Origin of the sequence: Kaistia soli DSM 19436, from assembly GCF_900129325.1 — a bacterium.
Lineage (GTDB): Bacteria > Pseudomonadota > Alphaproteobacteria > Rhizobiales > Kaistiaceae > Kaistia > Kaistia soli.
This window is the reverse complement of sequence record NZ_FQUP01000004.1, coordinates 104,237-120,971: the sequence shown is the minus strand read 5'-3', so window position 1 is coordinate 120,971 and position 16,735 is coordinate 104,237. Positions and strand designations below refer to the sequence as shown.

Below are 16,735 nucleotides of genomic sequence, written 5' to 3'. Positions count from 1 at the left end.
TGGGACCTGTACGGACTGGTCGTTCAGCGCATCTCCGGTTGATGCCGGCGCACCGCACGGGTGAATGATGCCCAGATCACCCGACAGGAATGGGCGCGAGGGAGGTCGCGCCCACTAGATGTGAGACCTCGTCCAGTTCGTCCGAGGCATGTCGAACGGGTAAGGCCGCGATCATCGCGTCCATGTCGCAAGGCCGTCAGCATTGAGATAGTCGATGCTGACGGCCTCGACCCTGCCACCTTTCACCGCGAACCGGACCGAGGACAACGAGCCGTAAGGCGCATTCTCGCTGCGCGGCGCGATGGAGAAGGTGTCGCCGTCCCAATGGGTCATCGGCATCGTCACATTGCCGGGACCGAGCGTGAGGACGAGACCGTCCTTGCCTTGCGAAATGCGGGCGGGGCCGAAATAGGCACTCTCGAAGCTGCCGACATAGTCGCCCAGCGGTCGCGCCGCGGTCACTGTCGCGGGGGCGATCTTGCCGACGAGATCGCCGAACGGGTCGTAATTCTGCATCAGCAACGGATGCAGCAGTGGATACCAGTCGCGGGTCGTCGCGCCGTATTGCACGATATCCATGAACTGGCTCGATATGGTTTCGGCCGCACCTACCGGTCCGCCATTGGTCAGGACGACGATGGCGATGTCGGCAGACGGCAAGATCTGCACATTGGTGCCGGCACCGAGCACGAAGGCCCCGGAATGGCTCATCGCCGGCCGGCCGTTGGCATTGACCGAGACGTTGAAGCCGTAGCCGTAGAAGCCCGAGCGCGATCCGATGGTTTGGGCGGGCGAGCTGAAGGACTCGGCGCGCAGCGCTGGCAGAAGGTCGTTGGGCGCGATCATTTCCTTGCCGCCATGCCGGCCATTGGCCAGCAACAGCTTCAGCCATTCCGCGAGGTCGGTCACATTGGAGGAGACGCCGCCGGCGGGCGCCTGCTGGTCGGCGTCGCGTTGATAGAGCGGCACGAAGCGGCCAGCCTGGAGAGTGTGCAGCGCCGCGCGGTTCTTGCGCGCCACGAAGTCGGCGTAGCGCGAGCTCGTCGATGTCATGCCGAGGGGCGAATAGAGTGCCTGCTCGGCAAGGTCCGCCCACGGCTTCCCGGCGGCGGCTGCCACCGCCTCGGCTCCGGCTGTGAGGCCGAAATTGGTATAGGCGTAGGTGATACGGAACGGGTCGAGCCTCAGCAGGCGCAGCCGCTCGAAGATCGTCGCGCGGTCGAACCCCAAATCCTCCAGAGTATCGCCGGCAGCATGGGGCAGGCCCGAGCGGTGCGAATAGAAGTCGCCCACCGTGGCATTGGCCGTCACATAGGCTTCCGCGAGCTTGAAGTCGGGGAGATATTTCGCGACCGGATCATCCCATTTCACTACGCCCTTGGTGACCTGGATGGCGGCAATCGTGGCAGCGATCGGCTTCGACAGGGAGGCCAACTGGAAGACTGTCGCCGTGTCGATCGCCGCGCTTTTTCCCAGTTCTCGTACTCCGAAACCGCGCGCGAAGACGGTACTTCCGCCGTGGACGACGGCCACCGCAGCGCCGGGCACGCCGCTGCGCTTGAGCGTGTCCTCGATGGCGGCCGGGAGCGCGGCCAACGCCTTCTCAATGCCCCCCTCGGCCAGCGGGATCACGTCCTCGGGGGGAATCGCGCCGAGGGTGAGGGGAATTGTCTGGCCCTGTGCGGGAAGGCTCAGCGTGGAGCCGAGCAGCAGCGCCAGCAGCGCAAGCTTCAGCGAAGTCATAATCGATCTCCAAATGCGACAATCAATGTGCCGGCCACTCGCTCCGAACTGCCTCACGGGTGTGGGTGCTGCGCGCCCTGTGCGTTGAGGTAGATGGCGGCAGGCGCGGTCGGCGCGGTGATGAACAGCCGGTTGTGCCTGCGCCCGCTGAAGCAGAGGTTCGACACGTTTCCGGGGACCTCGACGGGTCCGATATGCTCGGTGCAGGTGATCCGCCGGTCCATAGGCATTCGAGCTTCGCCAGATGGAGAGCCAGCCTGTCGAAGCGCGGATCGATGACCGAGAATGCGCTCATGGCGGTGAGCCGAGCCGGGCCGCATAGGCGGCCAGCGCGTCGGCGTGATGCCCGTCGGCGCGCAGTCCGAGATAGCCGTCTGGCCGCACTAAAAAGAGCGTCACGCCGCGCACCCCGAGCCGCTCGGCGATGGCGGGGTCGCTGCTGGCAGACTCTTCTCCGGCTGAAGGCTCGGCGTCGAAGTCGAAAACCGGCGTGCCGAAATGCGCCTTGACCAACCGATGGAGTTCCGCCGCCTCGTCCGCTTCCGCCAGAATGCCGCTGACGACGATCGCGGTATGGCCAGTGGCCGTGACGGACGTTGAGGGTGCCTCGCGGGCTGGCGATATCGCGAGATCGCTCGGCCACAACTGACCGGGTGCGAGCCCGTCATTGCGCTCGCCCATCACGATGGGCGACGCACCATAGTCGATGTCGTGTTCGGCCTCGGCCACCGCTTCCTGCCGGCGCGTGACAGGATCGGCGAACACCCCGCGGATGGCCGCGTCGCGGGCGCGACGGTCGGCCCCATCCCTCAGCATCTGGGCTTGGTCGGCCTCGTCGCCGGCCGCCGTGAACTTCAGCGCCACCGGGCGTCGTTCCGCCTCATAGCTGTCGAGTAGGGATTGCGAGGAGCGACCCTTGCACACCAGCGCCAGCTTCCAGGCAAGGTTGAAGGCATCCTGCAGGCCGCTATTCATGCCGTGGCCCTGTATCGGGCTGCAGGTATGTGCCGCGTCCCCCGCGAGCAGCAGGCGCCCGGCGCGGTATTGTTTCGCGACCCTGGTATAGCAATGGAAACGCGTCGGATTGGCGACTTCGGTGAAGGTTGCATCGGGGAGATAGCCGATCAGCGTGCCGGCAGCATCCGCCACCAGGTCGGATTCCTCGGAGCTCGGCCTGAGATAGACGCGCCAGCGCTGATCCGGCAGCGCAGTCAGGATAATCGGCGTTGCATCGAGATAGGCGTAGTTGGCCTCGTGGGAATACGGCCAGCCGCTGATGGCGGTGTCGAACACCGCCCAGGGTTCCTCGATCTCGTGGCCATCCTGCTCGATGCCGGCAAGCGAGCGGACCGTCGAGTGATGCCCGTCGCAACCCACCACCCACCGGGCGCGGACCTCTCTCGGCTCGCCTTCGCATTCCAGGATCGCCGTGACGCCATCCTCCTGCTGCCGGAGGTCTGCCAGACGGGTCGAACGCGTCACCGAGCCGCCGAGCCGGCCGAGGTAATCCGTCAGGATCGCTTCGGTGACCTCCTCGGAGACGCCGAGATTATAGGCATAGCGGCTGCCCGAGAGGGAGAGGTCGATATCGCCCAGCGCCCTTCCGTCCGAATGAACGCGCGCCAGGCGCTGGCGGACGCCGGCCTGCAGCAAGGGAGCGGATATGCCGAGGGCGTCGAATATCTCGATCGACCGGGGATGGACGACCGTTGCCCGATCCCACGACATCGGTTTGTCATGGGCGTCGATCAGCAGGCAATCGACGGCCCGGCGCTGCAACTCGGCCGCCAGCAGCAGTCCGGTGGGGCCGGCGCCCACGACAAGAACGTCTGCATCGGTTTTCATGAAACTCGTCTTTCCTTGCTGCAGTTCAGCGAGCGTCGCGGAGCCGGATAGCGAAATGCCACGGGACGCATCATCGCCGCGTTCAGATCGGCGGCCAGCCGTAGCGCTTGCGCAGATCGGCCAGATTGCCCTTGATCCGTATGATGGCGGCGCGGGTGGGCTCATGTTCCGCGAAGCGCAGTCCCTCGGGGGTTCGCAGGAACACCTCGGCGGCTTCCGCCGAGATTTTCAAATCGTATCCGGTCTCAAGCCAGATCGCGTTGCCATAGGCGTCAAGGCGGATCAGCGGTTTGTCCCTGCCGAAGAAAGTATTCGATGCATAGGTCTGGAGCCGCGAGATACGGTCCCCCTTAAACTGAATGTGCTGCATGGCGAGCAGGTGCTGGTCGCCATAGCGGATGTCGAGCACGATGGCGCCGGTGTCCGTCTCCGGATCGTAGGCGATGGAGGGCACGTCGACGCCGTCGATGATCGCAAACCACCAGACGTTGTTATACTCGACGAAAAAGCGCAGCGACATACGGTCGGCATCTGCGAGCGTGGTCTGAAGATATCCGGTATCGGCATCGAACAGATCCAGCTCGAAATGCCGGCCCGAATACATGCTGCGGAAGCGACGCAGCATCTCGAAGCGTTTTGCTGCCAGTTCGCCGTTCGGATCGGCGACCTGGGCCGAAACGAGGCCGGGCGCCCCCTGCGCCGTGGCGGTGGCGCTGACCATTGTCGCGACCGGCGCAGCCATGCCGGCGAAGAGTACGATACGTCGATCTAGCATAATGCTTTCTCCAATTTGACTGGTCGGTCGGGTGGCTGGTGGCGAGACATCGAGACGTGCGCGTCCTCAGCCATCACCACGTCAGCTTGAGCCCGCCCCAGAGCTGCTGGTTGTCGTCACCGTTGCCGAGTTCCGCATCGTAACTGGCGAACAGTGAGGCGTTGTCGCTGATCCCTAAGTTGCCGGAGAAGCCGACCAGCGCGCTGTCGCGGGGCAGCGTGGTGCCGAACACGGTGAAATCGGCACCTGGAGCGGAGGTGAACGACGCATTCATCGACTGCACCGTGTCGGCGAATTCGTGCACCCAGCCGAGCCGCAGCCCAAGGTCGAGCGGCATGCCGGTGCCGAGATCGAGGGTGGCGTTGAAATCGGCACCAAAGGTGGTGCGCACCGAGGTGGTGGATTGCGACGCGACGGAGAGGTTGTAGAGGCTGGAGCCGGTCTCGGTGAAGCCGTCCTGGCCGAGCGAGACCACCTGAAGCCGGCCGAAGGGGGTGATCGAGGACTTGAACGGTGTGTCGACGTCGAACCTGTAGCCGGTCTCGATCTGGCCGAGGAACTGGCCGGCGTCGGTATCGCCATAGGCGATCCCCGGAGCAAGACCCGGGCTTCCGATGAAACGCTGCAGGCTGTTGCTGGCGTTGGCGTACCCCGCCAGCGCGTCGGCGTAGAACGCGCCCTGCGCGAAGGAGGCGTAGGCGGCGACGCTCAGCGTGTCGAGGTCGCTGTCGCCCGCGAAGCCGTCGACCGATTGCGAGCCGGCGACATAGCCGCCGGCAACACCGAGCAGCAGGCTGGGATTGAGCCGGTAATCGAGGCCGAAGGCGGTGCCGCCCAGCGAATAGTCGAGACCGGAGGCGTTGGCGTTGCCACTGATGCTACCGGTGCTGCCGATGCCACTCATCCAGGTCGTGAAGCCGACCATGTCGTCGGAGCCGGGGCTGGCAAGGGAGACCCGGTCACCGCCTGAGGTGCCCCTACGCGCGACCGACATCTGGCGTCCGACCGCGTTCATGAATAGCTGGCTGGCGCGCAGGTTCACCGTGCCGACGTCGGCATAGGGCTGGCCGCTCAGCACCTGCAGGGCGGCGGAGCCCTGCTCCATCGGCACATTGGCCATGGTGGTAATGAGGCCATCGACCTCGCCGCTGGCAGCGATGGCGTCGAGCGCGCCGCCGACCGCCTGCTGGTTGGGCGTCGCGCCGGCCGACTGGAACGCGTTGTCGGCGAGTGCCAGCGTGACATAGATGTGCCAGGGATCGAGCGAGACCTCAGGTGTGAGGAAACCGACGCCACCGGCCACGTCGCCGAAGGTAACGGTGCCGCCGGCTTCGGTAGTGATGATGGTGTAGGTGGTGCCGGGCGTGTAGATGCCGGGATTGGCGACGATCTGCAGCGTGCCGGCATTGATCATGACTTTGTGGCCCTGTCCGACAACGCTGATCCGGTCGCTGTCGCCGGCGGCATCGACCTCCATCTCCAGCGCGCCGCTGTTGAGCGTGAAGGTGCCGTCGGCCGTCAGATGCCCGATCGAGTTGCCCGGCTTGATCGTGCCGCCATTATTCGTGATGTCGCCCGTCACATTGCCAGAGCCGCTTAGCGTGCCGCCCTTGTCGACAGTGACATTGCTGGTCAGGTGACCGTTGACGGCGAGATTGCCGCCGAGGATCGTCGTTCCGCCGCCGACGCTGCTAACGCCGGTGAGATTGACTCTGCCAGTGCCGTTCTTGGCTAGAGTGCCGGTGCCGCTCATACTGCCGGCATAGGTGCCGTCGAAGCTCTGGTCGAAGTTCAGGGCGGCATTGTTGACGATATCGCCGAGCAGGCTGGAACTCGTTCCTTGCAGCGTACCCCCGAGAACCGTGAACTCTGCCAGGCCGGGGACTTGCGACTTGAACTTGCTCGTGCCGCCAAGGATCAGCGTTCCGGCTCCGGTCTTGGTGATGGTGCCAAGACCCAGCGTATTGCCCATGCCCGAGATGTCGCCGGCAAAGGTGCCGTCGGTCGTCTGATTGAACACGATCGAGCGGGCATTGGTGTTGCCGGCATTGTTGTCGAAGGCGATGTCGCCGCGCAGGTTGCTGGTATTGCCCTCGATGGTGCCACCGTAATTGTTGATCCCGCCATACGCGTAGGAAGCAGCGGCGAGGACGAGCGTGCCGCTGCCGACCAGGCTGAGTGTCTTGGGGCCTGTCCCGCCCGACCCTATGGCGCCCGTCAGTGTCAACGTGGTGCCGGCATCGAGCTGGAAGCCACCGCCGGCATCCGTCAACGTGATCGAACGATCCGTGGTGAAGCTGTTGGTCGCCCAGAGGTGACCGTTGTTGACCATCAGGATGTTGGATCCGGCCGCGCCAAGCTTGTCGTCTGATGCGATCTGCAGCGTACCCTCATTGATGATGGTCCCGCCGCTATAGGTGTTCGTGCCGGTGAGTTGCAAGACGCCGCCACCGTCCTTGCTGAGTCGGCCGGTGCCGCTGATATCGCCGCTCCAGACCAACGGATTATTCTGGACATAAATGGAGCCGAAGTCGGTCACTGTGAGATTGCGGTCGATGGCAAGCGCCGCAGCCGCATCCGCAGTGGTACCGATGGTGCCGCTGTTCAGCGCGATCCCTGCGCCGGCCGCACCCAGATTAGCGTCGGTCGTGAACCTGACATCGCCACCGACGATCCGTGTGCCGCCGGTATAGGTGTTGTTCGCGGCGAGTTGGAGAATGCCGTCTCCAGCGACGATCAGGGCGCCGGCGCCGCTGATCGCCCCGTTCCAGGTGACCTTGGCATTCGGATCGCCGCTGTTCGGCCCTACATAGATGCCGCCGGTTCCCGTCAGCGCCAGGGCGCGATTCATCGCCTGCCCGTTTGCTGTGCCGATCCCGATCGCGCCGCCAGCGAGTTCGATGGCCCTGCCGGCCGCACCGAGGCTGGCGTCGGTGCGGAAATAGAGCACGCCGTTCTCGACCCGCGTGCCGCCCGCCTGCGTGTTGACGCCGTCGAGTGTGAGGTTGCCGGTGCCGGTCTTGATGAGAGTGCCCGTGCCCGACATGTTTCCGGCATAGATGCCGTTGGCGCTCTGGTCGAACAGGACCTGGGCATTGTTCAGGATGTTGCCCTGGATGCCGAGGCTGTTGCCCTGGAGGGTGCCATTATTGACGGTAGTTCCGCCGCTATAGGTATTCGCGCCAGTCAGGATCAGCGTGCCCGGTGCGTCTTTCACCAGCGCCCAGCTGCCAGCAGCGGCGCCCGTTCCGCCCGAGCCGGTCTGATCGGCGATGGCGTCAGCGATGTTGTAGGTCTGGCCCGTCGCCGGCTCTATGGTCAGTGTACCGTTGCCGGCGAGGAATATGCCGGAGCCCGCCGCGCCACCCTTCACGCCCGTGGCATAGCCGGCCCCGCCGGCGCCACCTGCCGCCGTGTTCCCCGAGACGTTGAGCGGACCCGTCAATGCAAGGGAGCCGCCTTGCTCTACAAAAATCGCTCCGCCCATGCCGGCGCCACCACCACCTCCGCCACCCAATTTGGTGTCGAAATTGGTTCCGCCGGCAGCGCCACTGCCGCCGAGAAAGCCACCGGGCTTCGTGGTTCCCCCCGAACCACCTCCACCGCCGCCGCCAAAGCCGCCGGATCCGCCGAAGGCTTGGCCGGAGCCACCCCCGCCGCCGCCGAATTCTCCATTGGCTCCATTGGCGTCGTCGTAGCCATCGCCGCCACCACCTGCTCCGCCTCCGCCACTGGAGAAGGCGCTGGCATTGCCGCCATTGGCCCCGCTGGGCAAGTAGCCGCCGCCGCCGCCGCTGGTCCACGCATATGAGCCGCCGCCGTCTCCAGTGCTACTTCCGCCCGCACCACCGTGCGCTGCATTGTTTTGCAAACTGACATTGCTGACCGAGACATGAGCGTCCTTGGAGATGAACAGCGCGCCGCCGAGTCCTGCGCCGCCACCGCCACCGCCCCCGCCCCAGCCGGTGCCACCGCTGCCGCCCTGCGCCACGGCGTCGGCAATAGTGAGATCATTCACCGCCACCGTGCCGGATTGCACGAACAGGCCGCGATACTGGTTGGCGCCCGAAAGGGTGTGGTTGCCGCCGACAAAGGTAACATTGTTGGTCACGTTCGGCAGGTTGCTGCCCAGAGTGATGTTGGCCGTGAACGTGATGGTGTCGCCATCGCTCGAGCTGCTGATCGCGTTCCGAAGGTCGGAGTCGCTCGCCACGTTGAAGTTCGCGGCATAGACTGTGCTGGTTGCGAGAGATAACCCTATGGCCAGGACGATGACTGGCACGCGACAAACTAAAAGCGTTGAAAGAGCCGTCGTATCCAGGAAGCCCACACTTGCTCGTGGACGCTTACCTATGAACATCGCAACGGCCGTCATCGTCGAGATCCTCTGATCGGGATGGGCGAGCGTGAACCACGACGCATCGCCTCCGAGGGAGTGCTTCCGGCCCAGATGTCGGCGTTGGAGCGCCACTCACCCGATGACCTTTGAAAGCCGGAAAAGCATGGCGTCGGCGACACGTGCAACCGCTTTTTGGCCGCGCCGGGCTGCGTGATACACGACGACGAAACTTGAGACGCCTGAACGGTTTTCCGGGTACGGATGACCCCGCGTGCCGGCGCGCGCGCCGCACAGCGGTCGCCGTGAAGCGTCAAGCAGTTGCGCACCGATCGGAGGATGGATTCTAGGCTCGCGGGAGGGGTGTTCAGTCAGCGGAATTGGTCGCGCCACGCACTCGGCGAGACGCCAAACCGGCTGCGAAACTGCTTTCCGAACGATGATACGTCCTTGAAGCCGCAATCATAGGCGATGACGGATATGCTGCGCTCCATACCGGCCTCAATGAATTTGCGTGACATGGCGAGCCGGACGTCGCGGACCGTCTCCATGATGGTCGCGTCATTTTGCGCGAAGGCCCGATACAGCGTCGCCCGCGAGCACCCCACGGCATGGGCAATGGTGTCCGGCGAAAGGTCCATCAGATTGTAGTTGACCTGGATGAAGCGCTTGGACGCGAGGAAGAGCGCATTCGGATCCGGCTCGTTCCTCCCATTCAGTCCCCGTCCAATACGCTGGAGCAGAAGCAGCGCCAATGTGTGCAGCGCGTCGAGCGCGATTGCCATTTCTTTGGGGTCGAGGTGATCGGCATGGAGGTCCAGTGCTGCCATCTGGTCGCGGACCATAACGCCGAGCGGGACCGTATCGAGCGGCAGAACAAGGCCGGGCAATTCACCCCCGAATGCCTCCAATGCCTTGGTCCGCGGCAACACGAGATAGACTTCCTTCCCGATGCTCCAGTGGTAGCGCATGGGACGGGTCGCGTCATAGGCAACGAGCCGGCCGGAGGGTGTCGTCGATTGCGGGCCGCCGGCGCTCTCAAGCCCGACGCTTCCCGTCGCCATCATCGAGATGATGATGGCATCCAGCCCGCCGCTCCGCCGTGCAGCCGGTGTGACGAGCGTGCGATGCACAGAACCTTCATGGCTGGCGAAAAGTCCTATCGCGCCGCGCACAGCCCGTTTGATGCCCACCAGTTCGCCGTCTTCAGCTTTGGGAGGCTCCAGATTCGCAATGCTGTAGGCAGTCTCGCGCCAGGCGTCGAAACGCTCCCCGGACTCGAAATCGGCCGTCGACAGACGCTTCAGCCGATAAAGCTTGGCATCCGTTCCGATACGCGTTTCATCCGTGTCGTCCGGATCTTGACGTTCCGCCAATTCTTAGCCCCGCGGAAGCCAGTGCCGCCTCAAGCTTCGAAGCACACTCAAACACGGATGCACAACGACTTTTTGCTGTAGCCAGATGGGATACCCCAGCGAGCTTTGGGACAAACGAGCGAGTGTGGCGCGCCTCGACAGTGCGACAGACTGGCACCGGACAGTTCGCGTTGCGCAGACGTGCAGATGCAAAGCATTGAGACTACCGGCTTCCTGCCATCGTGTGCTGCCCCGCTATCGCGGTGCGTGCTCCGGCATCACATCAGACATGCGGCCGTTGCAGCGGGCCTGGTCCAGCGGGCGGCCCAGCTCCTCGTAGCGCGCCGCCGCCTCCGCGAAAGCGGCGAGCGCCCGAACGGGGTTCGCCTGCGCCTGCCGCTGCAAGCCGCGCGCCTCCCAGAGCGCCGCCGCCCAGGGGCCGCCCTGCCACATACCGGCGATGCGTTCGGCCTCGTTCAGGCGGCGATCGACCTGTTCCAACTTCCCCGCTTGCGTCAGAGCGACGGTGGAGGCGATGCGCAGCGCCATCGAACAGGGCTGGCACGCGCCCGGCGTCAGCAGCCGGTCGCCGGTCAGGATCGCTTCTTCGACCTTTTCCGGCGTCGTCGCCGCCCTGACCGCCAGCGCCTGCAGGCGTAGCAACAGATGATTGGAGAGCCAGGATTGCGCGGCGTCGCCGAGCGCCCGCTGGATCAGCCGGCCGGCCTGCCATTTCTGGCCGCGCGCCAGCGCGATCTCGGCCAGCCGCTCCAACACAAGGACGCGGCCCGACAGCGCATTGGCGCCGACATGCAGGCGCTCCGCCTCGGTCAGATGCTTCTCCGCCGCGTCGAGGTCGCCGGCGCAGCGGGCAATCTCGCCGAGGATCAGGCCGGCCAAAGCGCGGCCGGCGATTGAATCGGCCTCCTCGGCGACGCACATGAGCTCCCGTGCGGACGCGGCGATGGCAGCGTGCCCCTTGGCGTCGCACAAGCAGAACTCGGCGAGGCAGAGATGTCCGTCGAAGACAGAAGGGACGAAATCGTCCCGGCTACGCACCCATTCGGTGAACTCGCTGCGGAACAGTTGCGGCCAGCGCCCCTGCATATGCGCCGTCAGGCCGAGAACCGCGCCCGCCTCGCCGACCTCTCGGGCCAGACCGCTATCGAATGCCTGCGCGCGCGTCTCGCGGGCGAGCTCGGCCGCCTTGTCGAACTCGCCGCTCTGCAGATGCACCAGCGCCCAGGCGATCGAGGCACGGATGCGCTCGGCCGGCAACGCCGGTTCGACGCCGGACAGCGCCAGCGCCCGCTCATAGAGCTCGATCGAAGCCTTGCTCGGACCGACGCCGAGCTCGGCATGCAGTCGCTCGCGCAGTTGATCGAACTGGCGGATCGCCTCGCCGCGGTTTCCGGCGTCGAGCGCCGCCTGCATCAGCGCGCGCTGCGCCTCTTCGTCGGTCGGGTCGAGGGCGATCAGACGGTGCCAGAGCCGGCCGGTCCGGAGCACCGACCGATTGAGCTGCTGCAGCCGCTCGCGCGGAGCGTCCAGCCATTCCAGGAAACGGTCGTCGGGCAGCAGGACGCCGCTATTGAGGTCGGCCGCCGCCTCGCATTCGGCCGGGTCGCCGCTGCGCAGGGCGCGCTTCGCCGCCGCCTCGAACCGTTCCAGGTCGGTCACGAGATCGACCTCGTCGGCGAAGGCGACGATCTCCTTGTTGACCGCGATCAGGTCATGCGCACCCATGGCGCGGCGGGCAAAATGGATCGCCTTGCGGAGGTTGGCCCCAGCCAGCTCGGCATCCTGGTCGGGCCAGAACGCCTCCATGATCTGCTCGCGATGGATCCTGTGCTGCGGCGAGATTGCCAACAGTTTGACGATAGCGGCGGCGCGATCGCGCTTCCAGGCGATCGGGGGAACCTCCTCGCCGCCGACGCGGACGGCGAAGCGCCCCAGTAAATGAATGACCAGCTGCACCATGTTTCCCTGCCCGAGACGGATCCGGCGCGGCCCGGACGTCTTCGCCGCAACGATTGCTACTTCGGGGAACGCTCGCGGAACGGAGCACTCGTAACCTGCCCACCTCGACACATTCAACCAGGAAGGGAAGCATCATGTCGCTTCGCATCAACGATTTGGCACCGGATTTCACCGCCGAGACGACCCAGGGTCCGATCTCGTTTTACGAGTGGCTAGGCAAGGATTGGGGCATCCTGTTCTCGCACCCCAAGGACTACACGCCGGTCTGCACCACAGAGCTGGGCTACATGGCCCGCATGAAGCCCGAATTCGACAAGCGCGGAGTCAAGATCATCGGCCTCAGCGTCGACCCGGTCGACAAGCACGCCGGCTGGGCCAGGGACATCGGCGAAACGCAGGGCATGGCCCCCAACTTCCCGATGATCGGCGATCCGACGCTCGCCGTCTCCAAGGCCTATGACATGCTGCCCGCCGCTGCCGGCGACACGTCCGACGGCCGGACGGCGTCCGACAACCAGACCGTCCGCAACGTCTACGTCATCGGGCCGGACAAGAAGATCAAGCTCGTGATCTCCTATCCGATGACCACTGGCCGCAACTTCGACGAGGTGCTGCGCGTCGTCGACTCGCTGCAGCTGACCGCCAAGCACCGCCTCGCCACGCCAGTAAACTGGAAGCCGGGCGACGACGTGATCATCGCCGGCTCTGTCTCCAACGACGAAGCGAAGCAGCTCTATCCGCAGGGCTGGAAGGAGCCGAAGCCCTATATCCGCATCGTGCCGCAGCCGGTCCTGACCTAGGCGCACCGCTTCGGGGACGGTTCGCCCGTCCCCGAAGGATACGCAACGACGGGCTGTCGTCTGCGTTCGGCCGAAATCCTTTTGCGAATGATGGAGCGGACCATGATCTTCCGACAGCTGTTCGACAGCGTATCCGGCACCTACACCTACCTTCTGGCCAGCCGGCCGGGTGGCGAGGCGCTGATCATCGACCCCGTGCTCGAAAAGGTCGATCGCTACCTGCAGCTCGTGCGCGAGCTCGATCTGCGGCTGGTCAAGGCGGTCGACACGCATCTGCACGCCGACCACATCACCGGCCTCGGCGCGCTGCGCGACCACACGCATTGTATCACCGTCATGGGCGAGCAGACCAAGGCCGACGTCGTCTCGATGCGCGTCGCGGACGGCGACCGCATCACCATCGAGGGCCTGAGCCTCGATGCGCTCTACACGCCCGGCCACACCGACGATTCCTATTCCTATGTAATGGGCGGCCGCGTCTTCACCGGCGACACGCTGCTCATACGCGGCACGGGCCGCACCGATTTCCAGAACGGCAATCCGCGCGCGCAATACGACTCGATTTTCAACAAGCTGCTGCGCCTGCCGGACGAGACGCTGCTCTATCCGGCGCATGACTACAAGGGCGACACGGTCTCCACAATCGGCGAGGAAAAGCGCTTCAATCCGCGGCTGCGGGTAAAATCGATCGACGAGTATGTCGACCTGATGAACAGCCTGAACCTGCCCAATCCAAAGATGATGGACGTCGCGGTTCCAGCCAACATCCGCATCGGCCTGCACCAGGACGACATCGCTCGCAAGGGCTGGTCTGTCTCGGCGAAGGAGGCGATGGACATGCGCGGCCGCAGCGACGTGACGCTGGTCGACCTGCGCGAGAAGACCGAACGCGAGCGCCACGGGGTCATCCCCGGCTCGCTCCATGCCCCGTACCCCGCGCTGCAGGAGAATCTCGACGCCGGTGGCATGCTGCATGCGCTGGCGGCCGACGGCGGCAAGCGGATCGTCTTCTACTGCGCATTCGGCGAACGTTCGGCCATGGCCGTGCAAGCGGCGCAGGATGCCGGCCTCAAGACCGCCCGCCACATCGAAGGCGGCTTCGACGCCTGGAAGAAGGCTGAGGCGTCGGTTGTACACAGGTCTGCATGTTCGGCCCGATCTGGGCGAGAGTGACCAGGAGCCGGATTCAAGAATCTATCGCAGGCTCGACCTCTTGCATGGCCGACGACCCTCGCCGAAGTCAGCTGCCTGCTGCCGTGATTAATCGTGACCGAGGCGCGCGACAGAGCGTGTAACTTCGTCGTGGTCCGACCTTCGCTCGTCGGCGTGCGTATTCGCCATGACGAGCCCCGCCGACAACATTGCGGTAGATTCGGCCGGCCATGTCTGCTGTTGGGGAATGATGTCCGCTCAATGTCCGACTTGAGGGCAATCCCGGTCGAGCCCGGGGATCTGCCGCAATGCATAGGTGGCCGCAACAAACCGGCGCGGGCAGGTCGGGCCGTCCCGCGCCGGTAGCAGACGTCGCGGCCTAGATGTTCTGGCCGCCCGACACCTCGATGCGCTGCGCGGTTACCCAGCGGTTGTCGGAACCGAGCAGGCTCGCGACAGCGGGGCCGATGTCGTCAGGCAGGCCGACGCGGCCAAGCGCGATGATGCTCGCGAAGGCCTCGTTATAGGCCGGCGTATCGCGGACGGCGCCGCCGAGGAAGTCGGTTTCGATCGCTCCCGGCGCAATGGTGTTGGCGGTGATGCCGCGGCTGCCCAGTTCCTTCGCCATGTAGAGCGTCAGGATCTCCACGGCGCCCTTGGCCGCGGAATAGGCGGAAAAGCCGGGATAGCTGGCGCGGGTGAGGCCGCTGGAGAAATTGACGATCCGCCCGCCATCCACCATCAGCGGCAGGAGCGCCTGGGTGAGGAAATAGACGCCCTTCACATGAACGTCGAACAGGGCGTCGAACTGTGCCTCGGTCGTCTCGGCGAAGCTGGCCATTTCGCCGTGGCCGGCATTGTTGACGAGGTGGTCGAAGCTCTCGCGACCCCATATGTCCCTGAGCGTGGAGCGAACGGCGTCGACGAAGCCCGGGAAGCTGGCGACGATGCCGGTATCGAGCTTCAGGGCCACCGCCCTGCGGCCCAGCGCCTCGATCTCGGCCACGGTGGCCGCGGCGTTGGCGGCGCCGCTCCGATAGGTGAGGATCACATCGCCGCCATGACGCGCGATGCTGATGGCGGTGTTGCGGCCGAGGCCGCGGCTGCCCCCGGTGACGATCGAGATGGTGGTCATGCGCTTGCTCCTTGATCAGCGTTTTCGCTGGAGAAACAATCGCGCAGCCGCGGCCGGCAGAGTTGCCGGATGCTCGCCATTTCTTGCCTGATAGTCCGCGACGCTTGAGTGCACTCGCTGCGCAGGATAGGGTGAGGCCATGACAGAGACGCTGCTCGCCACAGCCGCCCGCTTCGCTGAACCCCATGCCGACGCACACGGCGTGGCCACGACCCCGATCCCAGGGCTTGCCGTGGTGCGGGAGACGATGCCGACGGCGATTCAGTATGCGATCAACCGGCCGCTCGTCGCCCTGGTGCTACAGGGCCGCAAGCACGTGGCCATGGGCGCCAGCACCTTCGATCTCCGTCCCGGCGAGTCGCTGCTGATCACCGCAGACGTGCCCACGGTGAGCCAGATCACCGAGGCCAATCTGGCCAGGCCGTACATCTCCATCGTCTTCGAGATTGATCCAGCCGTGGTGGCTGAACTCGTCACGGAGATGGGGGCGGCTCCCTTTCTGGCCGGCGCCCCGATCCGGGTCGACCCGACGGAGAGCGAGGTTGCCGACGCGGCGCTGCGCTTGCTGAAGCTCGTGGACAGGCCGGCAACGATCCCGATTCTCCAGGCGCAGCTGCTGCGCGAGCTGCATTTCTGGCTGCTGTCCGGCCGTCATGGCGGCGCCATCCGCGCGCTGGGGATCCCTGGCAGCCATGCGCAACGCATCGCCCGCGCCGTCAACCTGATCCGCTCCGAGCTCGCGGCGCCGCTGCGCGTCGAGCAGTTGGCGAGCACCGCGGGAATGGGCCTCTCTGCGTTCCACGAGCACTTCCGCGCCATCACGTCACTGACGCCCTTGCAGTTCCAGAAGAAGCTTCGCCTGATCGAAGCGAGGCGCCTGATGCTGTCGGCGGGCGAACCGATCGGCAACGCCGCCTATAGCGTTGGCTATGAGAGTGTCCCCCAGTTCACGCGCGAGTATGGACGGCTGTTCGGGGTGACCCCCGCCCGCGACCGACGGCAGCAGTCGGTGGCCTGAGCGCCAGACGTCCGCCCCTGGCCGACGCTAGTTCTTCCCGGTTCCTCTGATTCCGACTCAACTTCGCCGGTGGCGCAAGCCTTGGTGTGACGGCGTCATGACGGCCCCCTAAGGCCCGCTGACGCCGCCTCCGCCCGGCGCGTGATCTTCGCTGGGCTCGTCTTCGTGCAAGCGCCTGCATCCGAACCTCATCAATGGCAGCCATTAGTTCAACGCGGTTCCACTCGAAGCGGGCCCGAAATTGTGGATCGTCACTCCTCCTGATACTGGCTTTCATTTGGCGGTCTATTCCAAGAAGGACGCCGAATCGGAATGCGTCCGAACACGGGACGTCTCCGTCGTAAAACAGGGCCGGCTAAGTGAAGCTTTGAATTATGGGGAGCCCCACGCGAGGGGCACGCCAATCGCCAACGCCATCCAGCAGCAAGCGCCGACGGTGTTTGCGCATCGCCGGACTTAATACGTGAGCGCACGAATAGTCGCCCAACGCTCCCCCAAAACTCGCAGAGGAGCGGCAAGCCCCTCGAAGACCGCCAGAGACCGTCGGACGACCCGTTATTCCAGCCCTCAAGCGCGAGCCGGAAACCCTCTCGCAG

General features: G+C 65.2%; 11 protein-coding genes. 3 read left to right on the top strand and 8 right to left on the bottom strand.

Annotation, left to right across the window (positions count from 1 at the left end; all coding sequences use genetic code 11):
* Positions 1 to 171 precede the first annotated feature (171 nt).
* The 7 genes from BUB39_RS17340 to BUB39_RS17305 all read right to left on the bottom strand — a co-directional run bounded on the left by BUB39_RS17340 (position 172) and on the right by BUB39_RS17305 (position 12,034).
* Positions 172 to 1,743, bottom strand: coding sequence for a serine hydrolase (locus BUB39_RS17340; RefSeq protein WP_073055906.1), 1,572 nt, complete (start codon positions 1,741 to 1,743; stop codon positions 172 to 174).
* A 53-nt stretch (positions 1,744 to 1,796) separates the two neighbouring features.
* On the bottom strand, positions 1,797 to 1,973 hold the full coding sequence (locus tag BUB39_RS25635) for a hypothetical protein (protein WP_210187102.1): 177 nt from the start codon (positions 1,971 to 1,973) through the stop codon (positions 1,797 to 1,799).
* A gap of 61 nt (positions 1,974 to 2,034) precedes the next feature.
* Complete coding sequence (locus BUB39_RS17335; protein ID WP_073055904.1) at positions 2,035 to 3,588, bottom strand: FAD-dependent monooxygenase; 1,554 nt, start codon at positions 3,586 to 3,588, stop codon at positions 2,035 to 2,037.
* Between the two features lie 82 nt (positions 3,589 to 3,670).
* Positions 3,671 to 4,309 (bottom strand): hypothetical protein, encoded by a 639-nt coding sequence (locus BUB39_RS17330; protein WP_210187101.1) that lies wholly within the window; start codon positions 4,307 to 4,309, stop codon positions 3,671 to 3,673.
* Positions 4,310 to 4,436: 127 nt separating this feature from the next.
* Entirely contained in the window at positions 4,437 to 8,576 is a 4,140-nt protein-coding gene (locus tag BUB39_RS17325; RefSeq protein ID WP_175561896.1) for an autotransporter domain-containing protein, read from the bottom strand.
* A gap of 494 nt (positions 8,577 to 9,070) precedes the next feature.
* Complete coding sequence (locus BUB39_RS17310; RefSeq protein ID WP_073055897.1) at positions 9,071 to 10,075, bottom strand: AraC family transcriptional regulator; 1,005 nt, start codon at positions 10,073 to 10,075, stop codon at positions 9,071 to 9,073.
* A gap of 234 nt (positions 10,076 to 10,309) precedes the next feature.
* Positions 10,310 to 12,034 (bottom strand): BTAD domain-containing putative transcriptional regulator, encoded by a 1,725-nt coding sequence (locus BUB39_RS17305; RefSeq protein WP_244540290.1) that lies wholly within the window; start codon positions 12,032 to 12,034, stop codon positions 10,310 to 10,312.
* Between the two features lie 134 nt (positions 12,035 to 12,168).
* Here BUB39_RS17305 and BUB39_RS17300 point away from each other — a divergent pair, with 134 nt between their 5' ends.
* Positions 12,169 to 12,834, top strand: coding sequence for a peroxiredoxin (locus BUB39_RS17300; protein ID WP_073055895.1), 666 nt, complete (start codon positions 12,169 to 12,171; stop codon positions 12,832 to 12,834).
* Positions 12,835 to 12,936: 102 nt separating this feature from the next.
* Positions 12,937 to 14,007: an MBL fold metallo-hydrolase gene (locus BUB39_RS17295; protein ID WP_073056820.1), complete on the top strand. Its 1,071-nt coding sequence runs from the start codon at positions 12,937 to 12,939 to the stop codon at positions 14,005 to 14,007.
* A 358-nt stretch (positions 14,008 to 14,365) separates the two neighbouring features.
* On the opposite strand, the gene BUB39_RS17290 is transcribed toward BUB39_RS17295, so the two are convergent.
* The gene (locus BUB39_RS17290) at positions 14,366 to 15,121 is read right to left on the bottom strand and encodes an SDR family NAD(P)-dependent oxidoreductase (protein WP_073055893.1); all 756 of its coding nucleotides are present in this window, start codon (positions 15,119 to 15,121) and stop codon (positions 14,366 to 14,368) included.
* Between the two features lie 139 nt (positions 15,122 to 15,260).
* On the opposite strand from BUB39_RS17290, the gene BUB39_RS17285 reads away from it, so the two are divergent.
* Positions 15,261 to 16,139, top strand: coding sequence for an AraC family transcriptional regulator (locus tag BUB39_RS17285; RefSeq protein ID WP_073055890.1), 879 nt, complete (start codon positions 15,261 to 15,263; stop codon positions 16,137 to 16,139).
* Positions 16,140 to 16,735: the final 596 nt, after the last annotated feature.

What these genes read in the sequence shown, in the direction of transcription:
- BUB39_RS17340 (WP_073055906.1), bottom strand. Translation starts at nt 1,743, where the DNA reads ATGACTTCGCTGAAGCTTGCGCTGCTGGCGCTGCTGCTCGGCTCCACG.
- BUB39_RS25635 (WP_210187102.1), bottom strand. Translation starts at nt 1,973, where the DNA reads ATGCCTATGGACCGGCGGATCACCTGCACCGAGCATATCGGACCCGTC.
- BUB39_RS17335 (WP_073055904.1), bottom strand. Translation starts at nt 3,588, where the DNA reads ATGAAAACCGATGCAGACGTTCTTGTCGTGGGCGCCGGCCCCACCGGA.
- BUB39_RS17330 (WP_210187101.1), bottom strand. Translation starts at nt 4,309, where the DNA reads ATGGTCAGCGCCACCGCCACGGCGCAGGGGGCGCCCGGCCTCGTTTCG.
- BUB39_RS17305 (WP_244540290.1), bottom strand. Translation starts at nt 12,034, where the DNA reads ATGGTGCAGCTGGTCATTCATTTACTGGGGCGCTTCGCCGTCCGCGTC.
- BUB39_RS17300 (WP_073055895.1), top strand. Translation starts at nt 12,169, where the DNA reads ATGTCGCTTCGCATCAACGATTTGGCACCGGATTTCACCGCCGAGACG.
- BUB39_RS17295 (WP_073056820.1), top strand. Translation starts at nt 12,937, where the DNA reads ATGATCTTCCGACAGCTGTTCGACAGCGTATCCGGCACCTACACCTAC.
- BUB39_RS17290 (WP_073055893.1), bottom strand. Translation starts at nt 15,121, where the DNA reads ATGACCACCATCTCGATCGTCACCGGGGGCAGCCGCGGCCTCGGCCGC.
- BUB39_RS17285 (WP_073055890.1), top strand. Translation starts at nt 15,261, where the DNA reads ATGACAGAGACGCTGCTCGCCACAGCCGCCCGCTTCGCTGAACCCCAT.